Source organism: Arthrobacter sp. cf158 (genome assembly GCF_900106835.1).
Classification (GTDB): Bacteria; Actinomycetota; Actinomycetes; order Actinomycetales; family Micrococcaceae; genus Arthrobacter.
The window spans coordinates 84880-102818 of sequence record NZ_FNNR01000008.1 but is presented as its reverse complement, the minus strand read 5'-3'; the positions used below and the strand labels follow the sequence as shown (position 1 = coordinate 102818).

Annotated in this window: 17 protein-coding genes; 8 read left to right on the top strand and 9 right to left on the bottom strand. The window is 62.9% G+C overall.

The window, feature by feature from the left end; all coding sequences use genetic code 11:
• Positions 1-94: 94 nt before the first annotated feature.
• A complete protein-coding gene (locus tag BLW08_RS16630) occupies positions 95-862 on the bottom strand; it encodes a sirohydrochlorin chelatase (RefSeq protein ID WP_090817185.1) in 768 nt (255 codons plus the stop codon).
• On the opposite strand from BLW08_RS16630, the gene BLW08_RS16625 reads away from it, so the two are divergent.
• Together BLW08_RS16625 and BLW08_RS16620 are read left to right on the top strand one after the other, a co-directional pair.
• The gene (locus BLW08_RS16625) at positions 863-1534 is read left to right on the top strand and encodes a trimeric intracellular cation channel family protein (RefSeq protein ID WP_090817182.1); all 672 of its coding nucleotides are present in this window, start codon (positions 863-865) and stop codon (positions 1532-1534) included.
• Between the two features lie 13 nt (positions 1535-1547).
• On the top strand, positions 1548-1973 hold the full coding sequence (locus tag BLW08_RS16620) for a hypothetical protein (RefSeq protein ID WP_091326508.1): 426 nt from the start codon (positions 1548-1550) through the stop codon (positions 1971-1973).
• Positions 1974-2153: 180 nt separating this feature from the next.
• On the opposite strand, the gene BLW08_RS16615 is transcribed toward BLW08_RS16620, so the two are convergent.
• The 4 genes from BLW08_RS16615 to BLW08_RS16600 form a co-directional block, all read right to left on the bottom strand.
• Positions 2154-3023 (bottom strand): type IV toxin-antitoxin system AbiEi family antitoxin domain-containing protein, encoded by an 870-nt coding sequence (locus tag BLW08_RS16615; protein ID WP_091326636.1) that lies wholly within the window; start codon positions 3021-3023, stop codon positions 2154-2156.
• Between the two features lie 575 nt (positions 3024-3598).
• Positions 3599-4702: a polyprenyl synthetase family protein gene (locus BLW08_RS16610; protein WP_090817176.1), complete on the bottom strand. Its 1104-nt coding sequence runs from the start codon at positions 4700-4702 to the stop codon at positions 3599-3601.
• 9 nt (positions 4703-4711) lie between these two features.
• Positions 4712-6055 carry a geranylgeranyl reductase family protein gene (locus tag BLW08_RS16605; RefSeq protein ID WP_091326507.1) on the bottom strand — a complete coding sequence of 448 codons (1344 nt, stop codon included), beginning with the start codon at positions 6053-6055 and terminating at the stop codon, positions 4712-4714.
• Positions 6056-6084: 29 nt separating this feature from the next.
• Positions 6085-6846, bottom strand: a complete 762-nt coding sequence (locus BLW08_RS16600) for a demethylmenaquinone methyltransferase (protein WP_090817170.1) — start codon at positions 6844-6846, stop codon at positions 6085-6087.
• 91 nt (positions 6847-6937) lie between these two features.
• Between BLW08_RS16600 and BLW08_RS16595 the strand changes: the two genes are divergently transcribed.
• From BLW08_RS16595 to BLW08_RS16580, 4 genes are all read left to right on the top strand, one after another.
• Positions 6938-8290 (top strand): isochorismate synthase, encoded by a 1353-nt coding sequence (locus BLW08_RS16595; protein WP_091326505.1) that lies wholly within the window; start codon positions 6938-6940, stop codon positions 8288-8290.
• A 158-nt stretch (positions 8291-8448) separates the two neighbouring features.
• Positions 8449-9246, top strand: coding sequence for an ABC transporter substrate-binding protein (locus BLW08_RS16590; RefSeq protein ID WP_090817164.1), 798 nt, complete (start codon positions 8449-8451; stop codon positions 9244-9246).
• 93 nt (positions 9247-9339) lie between these two features.
• Positions 9340-10131 carry an amino acid ABC transporter permease gene (locus tag BLW08_RS16585; RefSeq protein WP_090817160.1) on the top strand — a complete coding sequence of 264 codons (792 nt, stop codon included), beginning with the start codon at positions 9340-9342 and terminating at the stop codon, positions 10129-10131.
• 11 nt (positions 10132-10142) lie between these two features.
• The gene (locus BLW08_RS16580; protein WP_091326503.1) at positions 10143-10931 is read left to right on the top strand and encodes an amino acid ABC transporter ATP-binding protein; all 789 of its coding nucleotides are present in this window, start codon (positions 10143-10145) and stop codon (positions 10929-10931) included.
• 113 nt (positions 10932-11044) lie between these two features.
• Here the strand turns inward: BLW08_RS16580 and menD are convergent, their stop codons facing one another.
• The 4 genes from menD to BLW08_RS16560 form a co-directional block, all read right to left on the bottom strand.
• Positions 11045-12754, bottom strand: coding sequence for a 2-succinyl-5-enolpyruvyl-6-hydroxy-3-cyclohexene-1-carboxylic-acid synthase (gene menD, locus BLW08_RS16575; RefSeq protein ID WP_091326501.1), 1710 nt, complete (start codon positions 12752-12754; stop codon positions 11045-11047).
• Positions 12755-13057: 303 nt separating this feature from the next.
• Complete coding sequence (locus tag BLW08_RS16570) at positions 13058-15148, bottom strand: PhoX family protein (RefSeq protein ID WP_091326500.1); 2091 nt, start codon at positions 15146-15148, stop codon at positions 13058-13060.
• A 78-nt stretch (positions 15149-15226) separates the two neighbouring features.
• Positions 15227-16243, bottom strand: a complete 1017-nt coding sequence (locus BLW08_RS16565) for an o-succinylbenzoate synthase (protein ID WP_091326498.1) — start codon at positions 16241-16243, stop codon at positions 15227-15229.
• A 61-nt stretch (positions 16244-16304) separates the two neighbouring features.
• Positions 16305-16913, bottom strand: a complete 609-nt coding sequence (locus tag BLW08_RS16560; protein ID WP_254779931.1) for a hypothetical protein — start codon at positions 16911-16913, stop codon at positions 16305-16307.
• Between the two features lie 115 nt (positions 16914-17028).
• Between BLW08_RS16560 and BLW08_RS16555 the strand changes: the two genes are divergently transcribed.
• Together BLW08_RS16555 and BLW08_RS16550 are read left to right on the top strand one after the other, a co-directional pair.
• Complete coding sequence (locus tag BLW08_RS16555) at positions 17029-17658, top strand: DUF2510 domain-containing protein (protein WP_254779929.1); 630 nt, start codon at positions 17029-17031, stop codon at positions 17656-17658.
• Positions 17655-17936: a hypothetical protein gene (locus BLW08_RS16550; RefSeq protein ID WP_091326495.1), complete on the top strand. Its 282-nt coding sequence runs from the start codon at positions 17655-17657 to the stop codon at positions 17934-17936. Before BLW08_RS16555 ends, BLW08_RS16550 begins: the two co-directional genes overlap by 4 nt.
• Positions 17937-17939 lie beyond the last annotated feature (3 nt).

The window sequence follows — 17939 nt, the reverse complement described above, 5'->3', positions numbered from 1 at the left end:
TAGGGAAACATTTCGTCACGAACACGCCATTGGCCTTGTCCGAAGGGCCTGTTTAATGCAGGCCCCTTTGGGCATTTTTCCGCGTGGATAAAGGTTAGGAGAGCCTTTCCAACACTGCGTCGTACCGTTCCAGCGCGATCTCAGCGAGTACCTTCGACGGCAGCAAGGGCGCCGACACAATGTCCGCCCCCGCTTTGGCCAATTGATCATGGAAGTAGCCGGTTGCCAGGAGGTAGGAGGAAATGAACACCCTGCCTGCCTCGCCCTCAGCGGCGAGTTCCGCCCGCAAGGAGGCGACGCCGTCGGGCACTGTCGGCTGGGCACTGGCGCCATAGGCGACGCGCACCTTGTTCGGCAGCAGCTCGGCGAGGAGTCGCGCCTGCTCTTCCGAGTCCACCGAACCGTCCGGAAGGGACGATCCCGCGGCAGCCAGCAGCACGCCGTCGTTCTCCTGCAACCCAGCCGCACGCAGGTGGGTGGCCAACAGCTCAGCCAGCCGCGCGTCCGGACCCAACGGACGGGCAGCAACTACCTCAGAACGGTTCTTTATCGCCTTGGGCACGTCCACCTTGATGTGGAAGCCCGTGGACAGCAACAGCGGTACGACGACGGCGTCCGTCCCCTCAGGCAGGCCCTCCACCACACCGCCCAACTCGGGTTCCTGCACGTCAACATAGGCCTCAACAACGCGCAAACCCGGGCGCAGGGCTTCAATGTCGGCCATGACCTGTCGGATGGCAGCCTGGCCTTCGGCATTGCGGGTTCCGTGGGCGCAGGCAATCAAAACGGGGCTGTTCATGGGAGCTAGCGTAACGTTGAGCCAGCACCCGTTGTTAAGCACCTTAAGAAAGAACCCGTCCACTTGATTTCCTTTGACATTGTTCTTCTTTGGCTTGACCTCATTGGTGTGTTCTTTTTTGCTGTATCAGGCTCGTTGTTGGCAGCCCGGAAGCAGTTCGACGTCGTGGGCTCCATACTCCTCGCGTCCATCGCGGCGCTGGGCGGTGGCGTAATCCGTGACATCGTGATCAACGCCGGTCCCCCTATCGCTTTCACCAACCCCGCGTACCTGGCCCCGCCGTTGCTGGCTGCGCTGCTGGTTTACTACTTGTTCTCCTCAGTGCAGCGCTTCACTTCCCTTTTGACCCTGTTCGACGCCGGCGGGCTGGCCTTGTTCTGCATCACGGGCACGTTGAAGGCAATCGGCGCGGGCATGAATCCGGTGGCCGCGATCCTGCTGGGAGTCACCACAGCCGTGGGCGGAGGCCTGCTCCGTGACATCACCGCCAACGAAATCCCCACCTTGTTCAACAACCGCGACATCTATGCGCTGCCGGCGTTCGCTGGTGCCGGCTTGACCACGTTGTTGTGGAACCTTGGCCTGTTCAACGGGGTTACCGCTTGTGTCATTGCGGGGGTTGTTTTCGCTTTCCGGGTAACCGCGTGGCGGCGCAGTTGGTATGTGCCGTTGGCTGTGCGCGGATGGCATCGCGCAGGTACCGGTGGAGGCGCAATTTCAGGTCTCCGGGATTAGCTAGGATAAGAGCATGACTGACATGTTCCTCGAGAAGTTCCGCGCGCTGGTCCCAAAGTATCTCGAGGATGAATGGCAGGAAGAAGACGGCCTCACGCCGGACGAGCTGGACGACGCGCTGGCCGATCACTCCTTCACCATCCCGCTGGTTTTGCGCGAGTTTTACCTCGCCATCGGCGGCTGCGAGGACCTCATGGAGGCCTACCACTACTTCTGGGATCCCGAGGAACTCGAAGTCGATGACGATGGCTTCCTCATGTTCCTCGAGGACGAAGAGGAACAGTTCACCTGGGGCTTCCGCACCGCCGATCTCGGCATCCCGGACCCCATCGTCTGGCGCCGCAACAACGCACGCGGCCAATGGAAGAGCGAAGAAGGCACGTTCTCCGAGTTCGTGTTCGACATGTTCGAGTGGGCATTCAACGACGACGAAGATTAAGTTTCACTTTTCCGCAGCCCCTTCCCGGCCTTCTTGGTCTGGGAGGGGCTGTTGTGTTTGTGGCCTGCGTACGGCCACCACCCACATTGATTCCGGAACAACTCTGACACGCCGCACGCGGGGCGTGTCGCCTGACTTTTTCGTTCAAAGTTGGTGGTGGCGGTACCACCGTGAGGGGGCTCACGACGGCGGAACCCACCCTGGCGCGTATCGTGCCGGAGCGTAGCGGCCAACTTCCCTATTGAGCAGGACTGTCAGGACTTCGGCGACCATTCTCTCCGGATGATGCACGACGTCCACGTAGTAATAGCGGAGAGTCAAAAGGCCTCCCCGCATGCCCGCGTTGTTCCTGTACTGGTCCTTCTTGACCTGCTTTCCCTCAAGGTGAGTCCCGCCGTCGAGTTCAACGATCAGGCATTCATTGACCAGACAGTCCACCTCTCCCACACCGGGCACGTCTACGTGCATACGGACTCGAAGACCTGCCCTGGTGAAGTGGGTGTGTGCCAGCACCTCCAAGAGCGAATCGGCACGAGGTAGAACCAAAAGCAAGGTCTCCCGGACCTTACCGTTCCGGTTGCCGGGGAGCTTCGATCTCAGGAAATCTGTTGACAGGAGGGCTTGGCTAACTGCGCTCTGCACCATGACCAGTGCTTCAAGTTCCGGTAGGCATCTGAGGGCGTGGATCACCACATCGGCTACCCCTGCAACTGGTAGATACGGGTGAGCCGGGTGTAGGCAGCCTCCGTGGTGGACTACGCCCCGTCTCCCTAGTCCAGTACTGCAACTGAGATGCAGCGGCTCAGCTGCCTCGAGGGTCCACAGGCTATAGAAGCGCGCAGCCGAGATGCAGGTAAGTAGTCCGTCGGATCGAAAGGCGGCCACGACGTCGGGATCTGAGTCCTTGGACGTATAGACGCCACGATGAAGGCGGGTTACGCGGCCGTCCCTCACCGCATGTGCGAGTATGCGGCGAGTAAAGCCAGCAGTCAGCAGGGTCCGAGTGGTGGCTGCTCCGCTCCGGCCTCGGAGGAAATCTTCGATGTTCATACAGCCATGCTGGCTTCGGCGGGAGCCTGCGGTCGCTGAGAAGTCCCGTATATGGATAACTCCGTGTACCTCCACCGCCCTCTTTGAACAACGGGAAGGCTGCAACACACCCCGAAATCGGTGTGTCCGTCGCTTCCGAAATTCAAAGCTGATGGCGAGGGACGGCGATTGGCTGTAAATCGTGCTGCACCATCACTAAAACCGTTGACCCAGAGAGTTGCATATGTGACAGGATTGTCATAAGCTTTTCACGGATCCACTAAATGCCTCCGGTGGGTCTGATGCGAACGGAGATTGTGGTCCCGGTTCGGTGCAGCGTATGACTCGTAACGTTGCAGCGAGCCGGGGCCATTCCGTTTTTCCCGGAGGTTGTGCGTCGAGCCGCATGCGCCCACCACCCACTTTGATTCCACAAACCGCCCAACACGCCGCATCTACCAGTGTGTCGCCACACTCGGACCCGCAAAGTGGGTGCTGACGGTACCAGGCACAAGACCGCCTGCGCCCAAGTCGCAGCAACAAAAAGCAGGCGCCCGGACTACGAGAGTCCGGACGCCTGCGAAAACAGGGAAAACTTAGCTGCTGCGGTCCACCACTGCGTGGGCGAAGTTGGTCAGGGAGTCTTTTACAACACCTTCGGGCAGCGGCGCCAGTGCGGCGATGGCCTCCGAGGACCACTGGCGGGCAATCTTCCAGGACTCATTGGTGACGGGGTGTTCGCGCAGGCCTGCCACGGCCTCAGCCAGAGCCGAGTCGGAGGACAGGTCGCCGTCGATCAATTCAAGGAGGGCAGCAGCGGAGGTATCCCCCGCAGCGGCGTCGCGACGAAGCAACAGGACGGGCAGCGTGGGAACACCTTCGCGGAGGTCGGTGCCCGGTGACTTGCCGGACTTGACCTTAACGCCGGTGACATCAATGACGTCGTCGGCAAGCTGGAAGGCCACGCCAACCTTCTCGCCGTATTCAACCAGCAAATCCTCAAAAGCTTCGTCGGCACCGGCGAAGATCGCACCCAGCTGGCCGGATGCTGCCACCAGCGAGCCGGTCTTGTCAGCAATCACGGAAAGGTAGTGCTCCACGGGGTCTTCGTCTTCACGCGGTCCCACGGTTTCGTGGAGCTGGCCCAGGCACAGGCGCTCGAAGGTGCGGGCCTGGATGCCAAGGGCGCGGGAGCCCAGTTCCGAGACCAGGATGGAGGCGCGGGCAAAGATGAGGTCGCCGGTAAGGATGGCTACCGAGTTGCCCCACACTTCGTGGGCGGTGGGAGCACCGCGGCGGAAGGGTGCGGAGTCCATCACATCATCGTGGTAGAGCGTGGCAAGGTGCGTAAGCTCCACAACCACGGCAGCCTGGACAACCTCGGGGCGCGAAGCATCGCCGAGGTGCGCACACAGCAACGTGAGGAGGGGACGGATGCGCTTGCCGCCGGCTTCCACCAGGTGACGGGACGTCGCGTCAGCCAGGGGATCCGAGTTGGAGATTGCTTCGCGGAGCTTTTTCTCCACCCGGGCAAGGTTGGTGGTGATGGCAGGACCGAGTTCGGCGTCGCCGGCGATGGCGGCAAAACCGGCGGGCAGCTGAAGCCCCGTAGCGATCGCTGTGGTGTTGGGAGCAGGCTCAACAGTCTGCGGCAAGCCGTGCCCGGCATGCGTCCAGCTGTGTTCGGCAGAGTTCGTCACGGGTTAACCCTAACTAGTTGGTGCGGAAACCGCGGTGTCGGAGGCTGCCGCCGTAAAAGCACGGGCAGAGGAAGTGTTGGACGTGGCCGGAACCAGCATCTCGAGGACCCGGATCACGCGGTCTTCGAAGCCCTTCGCCGACGGGTCGGTGAGGTTGGCCAGCATACGGACCACAAAGCGCATCAGCACCGGAATCGGCATGCCCGTGCGCAGCGCAAGTTTCATCACGGCCGGCTTTCCAATGAGGGCGGCGAAGAGACGTCCCAGTGTGAAGTGTGATCCCCACTGGTCCCTTACATAGTCCGCGTACCGCGCGAGGTGAGCATCGGCGTCGTGCGTGGACCAACCGGCGGAAGCCGAACGCGAAGAAGCGTCAATGAGGAACTCAGCCGCGAACCGGGCCGATTCCATGGCATAAGAGATGCCTTCACCGTTGAACGGGGACACCATTCCACCGGCGTCGCCCAGCAGGAGGAGCCCCGGCGAGTAATGCGGCGTACGGTTAAAGCCCATGGGCAGAGCAGCACCGCGGATCTCCCCCACCTGGTTTTCAGGCGTGAAGCCCCATTCTGGGGGCAGGCCGGCGGTCCATTCGCGGAGGACCTGCTTGTAGTCCAGCTTGCCGAATTCCTTGGAAGAGTTCAGGATGCCGAGGCCCACGTTGGACGTGCCATCGCCGACGCCAAACACCCAGCCGTAGCCCGGAAGTGGCTTCCCGGACTTGCCGGGCAGTTCCAGCCAGCCTTCCATCCAGTCGTCCTCGTGCCGCGGCGACGTAAAGTAGGTGCGCACCGCGACACCCAGCGGCCGGTCGTCACGCTTGTGCATGCCCAGCGACACGGCGGTTCGCGTTGAGTTGCCGTCCGCGGCGAGTACGACGTCGGCATGGAAGTCGCGCGTTTCGCCCGTCTTGCGTCCGGACTCGTCAAGGATGGCGGCGCGGGCGCCGATGACGCGACCGTCGTCTGCAGTCAGTGCGGAGGTGACGCTGTGGCGTTCAAGCACGACAGCGCCCGCGGACTCAGCGTGGCGGGCCAGGTCCTCATCGAAACCGAGTCGGGTCCGGATCAGGCCGTACGTGGGGAAGTCGGCAACCTCGGGCCAGGGCAACTCGATGGTGCGTCCGCTGGCAATGAGGCGCAGCCCCTTGTTCCGGCGCCACCCCTCCTCAACAGCGTGCGGAAGGCCAAGCTTTTGGATTTCGCGGACAGCGCGGGGGGTCAGTCCGTCGCCACACACCTTCTCACGGGGAAAGGAAGTCTTTTCGAGCACCGTGACGTCAATGCCCGCCTGGGCGAGATAATACGCGGCGGTGGACCCGGCTGGGCCCGCGCCAACAATCAGTACTTTCACGTCGTCCTAAATCAGCAGGCAGTACGAGGTCAGCCGGCCTGGTGGCGCGGCTTGATCTGGCGGCGAAGCTTGGCAACGGGAACACTTTCGCGGTGCTCAGCGGGCTTTTGTGCCCGGTGCACGGCTACGATGCCGCCGCTGAGGTTGCGGTAGGTGATGTCGGTCCAGCCAGCGTCGCTGAGCCATTGGGCCAAGTGGTCCTGGTCCGGCCAGGCGCGGATGGACTCGGCGAGGTACACGTAGGCGTCCGGGTTGGAGGAAACCTTGGTGGCGATGGCCGGGAGCGCGCGCATCAGGTATTCGGTATAGAGGTTGCGCCACAGCGGCACCACAGGGTGGGAGAACTCGGCGATGACCAGCCGGCCGCCGGGCTTGGTGACGCGCAGCATCTCTTCAAGGGCCTTGCGCGGCTCCACAACGTTGCGCAGGCCAAAGGAAATGGTGGAGGCGTCAAAGCTGTTGTCCGCGAACGGCAGGTTGGTGGCGTCACCCGCGATGAAGTCGATATCCGGGCGGCGGCGTTTGCCTACCTTGAGCATGCCCAGGGAGAAATCGCAGGCTACGACGTCAACGCCTGCGTCTGCATAGGGTTCGCTGGAGGTTCCCGTTCCGGCGGCGAGGTCCAGGACCTTCTGCCCCACCTTCACATCCATGGCATCAACCACGATCCGGCGCCAACGACGCGTCTGTCCCATGGACAGGACATCATTCACGACGTCGTATTTGGGGGCGACATCATCAAACATCGTCGCAACTTCGTCCGGACGCTTTTCCAAGGATGCTCGGTTCACCCTGTAATTGTCTCAGACATTCACGCGACTTTGCTGCGCTGTAGAAGTCGGCACAGAATCTGGTTGTCCGCGGGAGTACTGTTGTTCCATCATGACGAGCACGCTCCGCACCTTGACAGTCCCCCTCGATGTCGAATCATCCTCCGGGGGGCTGCCGTCGTTTCTGGTGCGGGATGACGTCCTCTGCTGGTCCCGCCGTGAAGCGGGCCTGGTGGGATTCGGCGAGCTGACCCGGTTCAACGCCACGGGCCCTGAGCGTTTCCTCGAGGCCGATATTTGGTGGCGGCACCTCATTCTTGAGGCAGAGATCACTGATTATGTGGAGCTTCCCGGCACAGGACCGGTGGCTTTCGGCTCGTTCGCCTTCTCCAAAACATCACCCCACATCTCTCGCCTGATCCTCCCGGAGTTGGTGGTCGGCATCCGCGATGGCCGCGCCTGGGCCACACAGTTAACGTTCGACGACGCACCCCTCACCGAGGCCGGCGTCCTCGCTGCCGTTGACCACTGGCTGACTGGCGGCGAGCCGAACGGTGAGGATTCAGCGGCAGGAGGGTCCGGCGTCGGGCCGTTACCTGAAACTGTCGCCGCAGACGGAGCCGGTCACCTCAGCCACGGTTCCCTGAGCGAAGCCGCCTGGATGCAGGCTGTTGCCGATGGCGTGGAAGAGATCCGCGCCGGCAAGCTGGAAAAGCTGGTGCTGGCGCGCGACGTCGTTGCCACCCTGCCTGAGGGCGTGAACGCTGCGGAGGTACTTCGCCAGCTGGCAGCACGGTATCGCGAGTGCTGGACGTATGGCGTTGACGGTTTGGTGGGTGCCACGCCGGAAATGCTGATCCAGGTGGAGGGCCGTACGGCGCAGGCCCGGGTTCTCGCCGGAACTTTGGACCGCAGGGATGCAGAGGGCGTTGATGGATCCCCCATGGCGTACGCCGAACGGGTATTGGCCGGATCCGATAAGCAGCGCCATGAGCACGAAATCGCGATTGACTCCCTGACGCGCCAGCTGGCTCCGTTCTCCGAAGCGATGAATTCGCACAGCGAACCGTTCATTCTGGAACTGCCCAATGTGTGGCACCTGGCCTCGGACGTGAAGGCTGAACTGGCTGATATCGAGGGCCACGTGCCCACGTGCCTTGCCCTCATTAATGCACTGCATCCGACTGCGGCAGTGTGCGGGACACCGACGTTGGTGGCCGGCGCTTTGATTCGAAAACTGGAGCATCTGGACCGCGGCCCCTACGCCGGGCCAGTGGGTTGGCTGGACGCCGCGGGCAACGGTGAGTGGGGCATCGCCCTCCGCGGAGCCGTGATTGAGGATGCCAACACTGTGCGCTTGTTCGCTGGATGCGGCATTGTTGAGGGCTCACAGCCTGAAGCCGAACTGGCCGAAACCTGGGCCAAATTCCGCCCGATGCTTGAGGCGCTGGGCATTCGGCGCTGATTCTGGGATTCCAGACAGCACTTCCTTTTCGGTGGTTGATAGGTGCGTAAACTAGTTATCTACTAGTGAAACTTCGTTTCCTGTGATGCACATCTCATGTTCGGCGCTACACTAAAACCGACTCAGTTCAGCATCCACCGCAACAAAAGGTAAACAACATGCAGATCTCCCGTTCGGTTATGTCCGGCACCAAGATTGCCGCCGTGCTCGCCGCCGGCGCACTGGCCCTCACCGCTTGCGGTGGTTCGTCCACTCCGGCCGCCTCGGATGCCTCCGGCCTCAAGCTCATCAACGCAGGCAAGCTCACGGTGTGCTCGGACGTTCCTTACGAACCCTTCGAGTTCCAGAAGGACGGCAAGATTGTCGGCTTCGACATGGACATCGCCGCTGAAGTCGCCAAGGACGTCAAGGCCGAACTCAATGTGGTGGACAGCTCCTTCGAGGCAATCGAGACCGGAACCGCACTGACCGGTTGCGATGTCTCCATCTCCTCCATCTCCATCACGGATGTCCGCAAGAGCGTCATGGACTTCTCCACCCCGTACTTGGACGACGACCTCACCCTCGTGGCCACCTCGTCCTCTGGTATCAGCAACATTGACGGTGCCAAGGGCAAGAAGGTGGGCGTCCAGCAGGCCACCACCGGCGCCCAGTATGCCAAGGACAAGGGCATCGACGCACAGCAGTTCGAAGACTCCGGCCTCCTGGTCCAGGCCCTCAAGGCCGGCACCATCGACGCCGCAATCGGCAACCAGTCCGTCCTGGGCTACGCCATCAAGGACGACTCCAACCTGAAGCGTGTTGAGGACTACGCAACGGGCGAGAAGCTGGGTATCTCCATCAAGAAGGGCAACACCGCCATGGCCGATGCCGTGAACGCCACGCTGAAGCGCATCACCGACGACGGCTCCCTGAAGAAGTTCGAGACCACCTGGTTCGGCGAAGCCACCAAGTAGTCCGAGCCCCGGCTCCCGAGAACCACGCAGGCGGGCCCCGAAACGATACGTTGTTTCGGGGCCCCACCTGCGCAACACGAATGTGAGAACACCATGGCAATGACTGCACGTCAACGAGCCAAAGTCAGTTTGTACGTCCAGGCCGGAATCTTTGTTGTGGTCCTGGCCGCAGTGATCCTTGCTGTGGACTGGAAGACCATCGGCACCAGCGTCTTCAACTTCGCCAAGATCGGCCCGATGTTCCCGGACATCTTCCTGGTGGGCCTCAAGAACACCCTCATCTACACGGCATTGGCCTTCGTGGTGGGCTTGTCCGGCGGCCTCCTGCTTGCCCTGATGAAGCTTTCCTCCTTCCCGCTGTACCGCTGGCTGGCCACGGGCTACATCGAATTCTTCCGCGGTGTCCCCGCCCTGTTGGTCTTCATCGCCTTTGGCTACGGCGTCCCGCTCGCGTTTGGTGTCCAGTGGGACGTCAACATCGTGGTCATGGTTTCGCTGGGTATGGTGGCCTCCGCCTACATCGCTGAAACCCTCCGCGCAGGCCTCCAGGCTGTGCCCAAGGGCCAGATGGAAGCTGCACGTTCGCTGGGCATGCCGCACTGGCGGGCCATGGTTTCGATCGTCATCCCCCAGGCTTTCAAGATCGTGCTGCCGCCGCTGACCAACGAAATCATCCTGCTCACCAAGGACTCCTCGCTGATCTACGTCCTGGGCCTCACCGCGTCCCAGTACGAGCTCACCAAGTTCGGCCGCGACGGAATCTCCAGCCTCGGCGCGGGCCTGACCCCGTTGCTGGTGGCCGGTGCCTTCTACCTGGTCATCACCATCCCCTTGAGCCTCCTGGCACGGAAGTTCGAAAGCCGCTCCGCGCGGACCAAGCGATAGGCAGGACAGTCATGAACGACGTCGTAAACAGCACAGTTCGCGCTGCAGGCGTGGACATCAAGGACCTTCGCAAGTCCTACGGCAGCAATGAGGTCCTCAAGGGCATCTCCTTGACCGTCGAACCGGGCCAGGTAGTTTGCCTGATCGGCCCGTCGGGTTCGGGTAAGTCCACGCTGCTGCGCTGCGTCAACCTGCTGGAGCAGCCCAACGCCGGCACCATCAATGTGGGCAAGTTCGAAGCCACCGATCCCGATGTTGATCTCAACAAGATGCGCCAAAGCGTTGGAATGGTGTTCCAGCACTTCAATCTGTTCCCGCACCTGAGCGTGTTGGACAACTGCACCATTTCACAGATGAAGGTCCTCAAGCGTTCCAAGTCCGAGGCTTCCGGAGTGGCGCGCCACAACCTGGAACGCGTGGGCCTGGGTCACTTGGCCGATCGCTTCCCGGACCAGCTCTCCGGTGGCCAGCAGCAGCGTGTGGCCATCGCCCGCGCGCTGTCCATGGATCCCCAGCTCATGCTTTTTGATGAGCCCACCTCGGCGCTGGACCCCGAAACAGTTGGCGATGTCCTGGCTGTCATGCGCAAGCTGGCCCAGGAGGGCATGACCATGCTGGTTGTTACCCACGAGATGGGCTTCGCCCGTGAAGTGGCCGACCGCGTGGTCTTCATGGACGCCGGTGTTGTGGTGGAAGAAGGCCCGGCGGAGAACGTCATCAGCGCCCCCACCCAGCCGCGTACCAAGGAATTCCTGCGCCGCGTCCTGGACCCGACGCACATCGGTGTCGAGGAAGCCTAAAGCCATGCACCGCCGTTAGCGCTACCGAGACGGGAGGGCTGCACTCACATGTGGGTGCAGCCCTCCCTTTTCTGCGTCACTGGCGACTTTTGCGTCTCCCGCGAGCCAGGTCTTTAGCCGCCGGTGAGAACCTGGCCCACCGCGGCGTTGATGGCCTCTTTGATCCGTGCATGGAGCGCCCGCAAGCCGGTCCGGTCCACGCGCACCTCCACAATGGTGCGCCCCTTCAGCGGTGACTTGAGTGCGTCGGCGAGTTCCGCCGTCGTACTCACCGCCCGGTGCCCGACGCCGTATGCCGCCGCGAGTGCCGCGATGTCCACTGAGTGCGGGGTACCAAAGAGGCGTTCGACGGCGGTGCCGTAGGCGCCTGAGTCGTCCACGGCACCGTGTTCCAGCAGCGCGAAGATGGCTCCGCCTGAGTCGTTGAGCACCACGATGCGGAGATCCGGGACGGGTTCACCATGGCCGAGGAGGAGCCCGCCGGCGTCGTGCAGGAACGTAACGTCGCCCAGGAGGACCGTTGTTTCACGTCCGCTGCCCAGCGCGATACCGGTTGCCGTAGCGATGGTGCCGTCGATCCCCGCCAGGCCGCGGTTGGCATAGACAGTGGCAAGAGGTTCCGTGTGCGGCTGACCTGCGAGGTCGACGTCGCGGATTCCATTGGAGGACCCGAGCACCAGCTGTCCGCGGGAGTGTTCCCAGACCGTTGCCCCCACGGAAGGCCCGTTGGCAAGGTCCTCCGCGTCCAAGGTGCTGTCCAGGGCATGCTGGGCCGCAGCACCTGCCAGAAGCCAGGAGTCCAGCCAATCTGAAGACCCGCGGCCGGCGAATGCTGCCAGTTCGGGAAGGGTCTCGATGGGTTTCTCACGACGTCGACCGGCCTCGTACCAGGCCACGGGCACTGGCTGGTAAATGGCGGATTCGACCGATTCCCGGGCAAGGAGAGCCGAAACGGGACGGGAAAGGGTTGCCCTGCCGAACAGCACCACCCGTTCGACCGGGGCGGGCGATCCGGGCCCAAAGTGTTCCAGCAACACCCGGTACGGGCCCACGGCATTGGGGCCGAAGCGGGCGTTGGACGAAGGTTCTGCGAGCAACGGCAAGCCGTGGGCACGTGCAAAGGCTTCGGCCACGGGACCTGCGTCGTGACCCGCGAGGACCACGGTGCGTCGCACGGGGAGGTCCGTCAAGGCCGCCGGAAGATCCAGAGCCTGGGGACCGGCGTCGTAATGGAACACGCCGTGTCCCGCGGTCTCCGGGAGAGCGTCACCCACCCCCGGAACCAGAGGATCCCGGAACGCGAGATTTACCTGGACGGGGCCGGGCGGAGTGTCTTCCAGGGCGCCCGTGGCAGCGTAAAGGGCCGTGGCAATGGCCTTCTGAGGATGGTCACCCGCAGGAACGTCGACGGCGAAGCGCACATGCTCGCCAAAAAGGTCCAGCTGGACGGTGGTCTGGCTGGCCCCCGTTCCGTGGAGTTCCTCAGGCCGGTCCGCGGAGACAACCACCACTGGAACGGCTGAATGGTTGGCTTCCATGACGGCCGGCAGGAGGTTGCCCACCGCGGTGCCGGATGTTGTCACCACTGCGACGGGAGCCTCGGTGGAGAGGGCCAGGCCCAAAGCAGTGAATCCTGCGTCGCGTTCGTCGATCCGCACGTGGAGGCGAACACGCCCCGACGCCTCGGCTTCAGCCAGCGCATAAGCCAGGGGCGCCGACCGCGAGCCCGGCGCCACCACCGCGTGCCGCACACCGCCGTCCAGCAGTGTTGTCACGGCGATCCGGGCGGCGGCGATGGAAGTCAGAGAGTCCTGGGAAGTCACCGTTCCAGTCTATTGGCGTCCAAGAGGCCCCAACGCTCTCTCACCTACCGGCCCCCAACGGGCATCCCTCTCTCACCTACCGGCGTGCACGGCACGAAAGGTGAGAGAGGGTCCGCCCAAACGGCACGAAAGGTGAGAGAGGGTCCACCCCAACAACACGAAAGGTGTGAGAGCATCCACCCCAACCGCACGAAAGGTGAGAGAGCATCCACCCCAACCGCACGAAAGGTGAGAGAGGGTCCACCCCAACAACACGAAAGGTGAGAGAGCATCCACCCCAACCGCACGAAAGGTGAGAGAGGGTTACTTGCGGAACACCTGCACGATGGACGGGCGCGGGGCCCGCACAGCACCAGCCACGGGGGTGCTTCCGGCCGGAACGTAGTCCGGGAAGAAGGAGTGCTGGTCCGCGAAGGTGCCTTCCTCGCCCGGGTGCTGTACCGCGACGAAGACGGTGCGCTCTTCGTCATGAACGATCGGCCCACAGGTCTCGGCGTCACGGGGCACGGCCAGGAACTGCTCCACCTTGCCGCGTTCCCGGCCCTCAAGGGTCACCTTGAACAGGCCGTCTGCGTAGCCGATGGTGGACGGCGCGCCGTCTGTTGAGATCCAGAGGTTGCCCACGGAGTCGAAGGCAACGTTGTCCGGGCAGGAAATCGGGGAGACCTTGTCCGCCGGGAAGCCGGAGAAGTAGGTGGACGTGTTCTTGGCGGGATCCCCCGCCACCAGCAAGAGCGTCCAGTTGAACTTGGTCCCCGTCTGCTCGCGTCCTTCGGTGATCTCCACGATGTGCCCGTCGCGGTTCAACGCACGCGGGTTGACTTCCGTGGCACCTTCCTTGCCGGGCTTGCCGCGGTCCGAGTTGTTGGTGCAGGCGACGTAGACCTTGCCAGTGAGCGGGTTCGGCTGGACGTCTTCGCAGCGGTCCATCTTGGTGGGGCCAACCTTATCTGCCGCGAGGCGCGTGTAGACCAGCACCTCCGGAACAGACATGCCCGGAACAGCAGACTTGCCGTCCACCACCAGGGGCAGCCACTCGCCGGCGCCATCGAAAGCTCCGTCCGCGGGAACCTTGCCGGAGCCATCGATCTCAGCAACCGGTGAATCGCCGGTGAACTTGGCGACGTACAGGTCACCCTCGGAGAGCAGGCCCATATTGTTCCGGCGGGCAGCGGCGGAGTCGCCGGCTTGGTACTTGCCCTTGGAGACGAACTTGTACAGGTAGTCAAAGCGCTCGTCGTCGCCCATGTAAGCCACTACGCGGCCGGAAGGAGCAACAATGACGTTGGCGCCCTCATGCTTGAAGCGGCCCATTGCGGAGTGCTTCTTGGGGGTGGATGTGGGGTCGAACGGGTCCACTTCCACGATCCACCCGAAGCGGTTGGTTTCATTGGCGTAGCCGGAATTGCGGGTATCGAAGCGCGGCTCATCGAGTTCCCACTGGCGGGTGGTGGCCTTGGCGGAAATGCCATAGCGCCTGTCGCCATCACTGGTGCCAGGGGCGGCGAAGTAGCCGTTGAAGTTTTCTTCGCCGGAGAGGATGGTGCCCCACGGGGTGGTTCCGCCGGAGCAGTTGCCCAGTGTGCCCTTGATCCACCGGCCGGCGGGGTCATCGATGGTCTTGACCAAGTTGGTCCCGGCGGCAGGGCCAGTCAGTTCGTAGACGGTGTCTGTGAGGAAGCGTCGGTTCAGCGGTGCGCCCTGGACGTAGTTCCACGGCTTGTTCGTGTTCTTGCGTTCCAGTTCAACGACGGCCAACCCATGCCCTGCGCGACCGATCGCGCGCGCCTCGGCGGGGTCGAAGCCCTCCGGGAGCATGATGTTCTCGTTGGTGTACTCATGGTTGGTGAACAGCACTGCGCGGCGGTCCTTGGAACCCGGGATGGGCAGGATATCCGTGTAGTCGTTGTTGTAGCCGAATTGGCGTGCCTGCGCCGCAGCGGTCTGCGCGTTGAGGTCAAAGGCCGGTGAGTCGGCGAAGAGGGGGTCGCCCCAGCGGATGACCGGCTTCCAGTCGAACCCTTCAGGCACGGTGAAGGCATCCACCGCAGCGTCAACGGGCTTGATGGCGGTGAACTTCAGCTTGGACTTGTCGTAGCCCTTCTTAGCGGCATCGGAGAGCCCGTTGCCCGAGTCAGCCACTGCAGCGTCACCACCAGTAACAGCACCACCAAGCACGATCGCGAGCGCTCCTGCGGCGCCAAGCCCAAGGGCGGCGCGACGGGACATGGCCGTTGAAGCGATGTCCCGGAAGTAACCGTTGGCGCTGGTATTGCAGACATCGCCCGAGCAGGCGTTGTCGCATTTCAGTGCGCACGTCACGGGACTGCGCTTGCCTTTGGTGTGGCCAAGCATGGGGAGCAGCGCAAACGTGCGTCCGGTGGTTTCAGACATGGGGGTAGACCTTCCAGAGGATGTACGAGGTTCCCGCTGAGCCTGTCAGCGGAATCCAAAGCTGAGAGGTCTCTCTGGTTAATCCCCGGTGAACAAACCATGCTGGTTTCGAGCCAACGCGGAGTGCACGCGGCGGAGCCGGTCCAGCCACCAGTCCCGGCGGTCCCCCGGTGCCGCATACTGCTCCAGCAGGCCAGGGTCGGCAACGGTATCGCGCAACTGGATGGCGCCGTCGTCGGCCACCAGCGGGTCCAGTGTGATGTCCGAAGCGAACAGCGAAACGGTGCCAAGGCCGCAGGCATAAGGGAGTGACGGCAGCGCGGCTGCGAGCGCCAGGCCGGCACGGATGCCCACGGAGGTGTCCAAGGCAGAACTTACGACGGCGGGCAGCCCGGCTTGCTCCACAATGTCCAGTGCACGCGCAACTCCCCCGAGTGGGGCGACCTTAACTACGATCAGGTCAGCCGCACCGGCCCGGGCAACGCGAAGTGGGTCCTCTTCCTTGCGGACACTCTCGTCCGCGGCGATGAGGACAGGCGTACCTGCAGACGTCAGCCGACGCCGGACCTCAGCTAGGCCCTCGATGGTGGGAACGGGTTGTTCGGCATACTCAAGCCCAGCCGCGGAGAGTTTGCTCAGCGCTTCCACGGCTTGGACTACGTCCCATCCTCCGTTGGCATCCACCCGGATGGCAGCGTCAGGAAGGGTCTCGCGTACTGCATTCACCCTGGCGACGTCGTCCGCCAGTTCCTGCCCCCGCTCTGCAACTTTGATCTTGACGGCGTCAACCCTCCCGAAGCGCGCCAGCACCTCAGGCACCCGCTCCGCAGCGACGGCGGGAACTGTGGCGTTGACGGGGATCCTGTCCCGCAATGGTGAGGGGAAACCCAGCCAGCCCGCTTCCAGCGCTGCGGCCAGCCAGCGGGAGGATTCGTCGTCGTCGTATTCGGGGAAAGGACAGAACTCACCCCAGCCGAGCGGTCCACGCAAAAGGAGGGTCTCGCGCTCCATGATGCCGCGGAATTTCACGCGCATGGGCAGCGAGACTACGTGGGCGGAATCGAGGAGGTCTTCGAGAGAGGGAAGTGCAGGCATATTGCCACTGTACCGGCGGCCTCCCACCCAACAAGGAGCCCGTTTCGGCTATGTGGAAAAGCTACTCGCTCCAGTACTTTTGCACCCGGCCCAGGGCGTCAGCCAGCTGCTGTGCGGACAGGACGAGCAAGCTTTCCGGCATTCCCAGGGCATCCCATTTGGCCACCAACGCCGTATCCCCCTCAACCGGCAACGGCCACAACCAGTACCGACCGGTGAACTGGGCAAACTCGGAGTTGTTGCTTCCTCCACCGCCTCCCAAAGTTGTTAGCACGGGGCCAGTGACGTCGTCGGCGTCTTCGAAGGCCGACGGTCCGTGAATGGCCGCCACAGCTTTGCGTCCGTCTGCCAAAGCAACACCGATTTCCAAGCCCGTCCTGGTGTCTATGCTGGACCGCGAATTGTTATAGCTCTCCTCCACGATCTCCCGCCATTCCTGGTCCGATTCGCTGCCCCGCCGCACGGACCAGACCAGGTCCAACAAGCAACCAGTGGAGAAAACCTCCACCAGTTTCAGCACCAGGACCATCCGCTGGCTCTTGAAAACAAACCCACCAACGCGTGCGATGCCAGGCATCTCGTCCGAAGGCGGGCCGAACCACCCGGGCTGGGGAGGCTGCGGTTCACGCGGACGCGATGGCTGTTGAGGGAGGTCATCGAAAAAGCTCATGCTCCATCCATACACCGCCACGTGGCGTCTGGGGAGGGGCTCTTTGCAAGCGAGAGGCCGCAATCGCGATATTCTCAGAACCACGACTTAACGCGGGGGAATAATGACTCAATCAATGCCCGGTTCCACAACACCTCCCGGCTGGTACCCGGACCCTTCGGACTCACGTTTCGTCCGGTGGTGGGACGGACGCGCCTGGACAGCCAACCAAGCGCCCGCCCAATTCCAAGCACCGGGCCAGTTCCAGCCGCCCGTCCAGCCACCACGTCCTCAGCTCAGCCCGGACACGCCGGTGTACAACCCGTTCATCTGGGCAATAACCTTGCTGCCGCTGCTCTCCGTCCTGCTCCTGCTCACCTGGCAGCCGGAGTTCAGGATGATGACCACGCGGCAGGGCGTTACCACCATGGACCCCTTCTCCATGTACACCCCCGGCTATTTCCTGCTGATGGGCGCAAGCTTCCTGTCCTACGGGCTTTCAGTGCTTTTCGCTTTCCTGGACCGTCAACGCCTGCTCAAGTCCGGCGTCGTCCGTCCCTTCCACTGGGCTTGGGCGTTCCTCAGCTCACTGGTGTACGTGATCGGCCGCTCTGTGATCGTCAACAAAGTGGCGCCCAAGCGGGGGCTGTGGCCGGTGTGGGCCAGCATCGCCGTGATTGTTATCAGCCTGGTGGTTACCGGCATTTGGATGTCCAACTTCATGCAGTCGATGTACTCGCAGTTTGGGTACTCGGTCAACGCATGACAGCAGCGCCCGGCTGGTATCCCCCACCGGACACACCACGCCCTTTGCTGGCCACAGATCAGGCAGTTGGCAACCCCTTCATCTGGCTACTCGCATGCCTGCCCTTTGGCGTGGGTACCCTGATGCTCTCCTGGAACCCAGAGGTTCATAAGGTGGCACCACGAAGAGGGCTGTGGCCAATTGCAGTCATCGTTGCCGCGTGGGGCCCCTACATCGTCGCTGGGGTCGCCAAGGCGCTGCCCTTCATGCAGTCAGTGTTCTACGAACTGGGGTACTGAAAG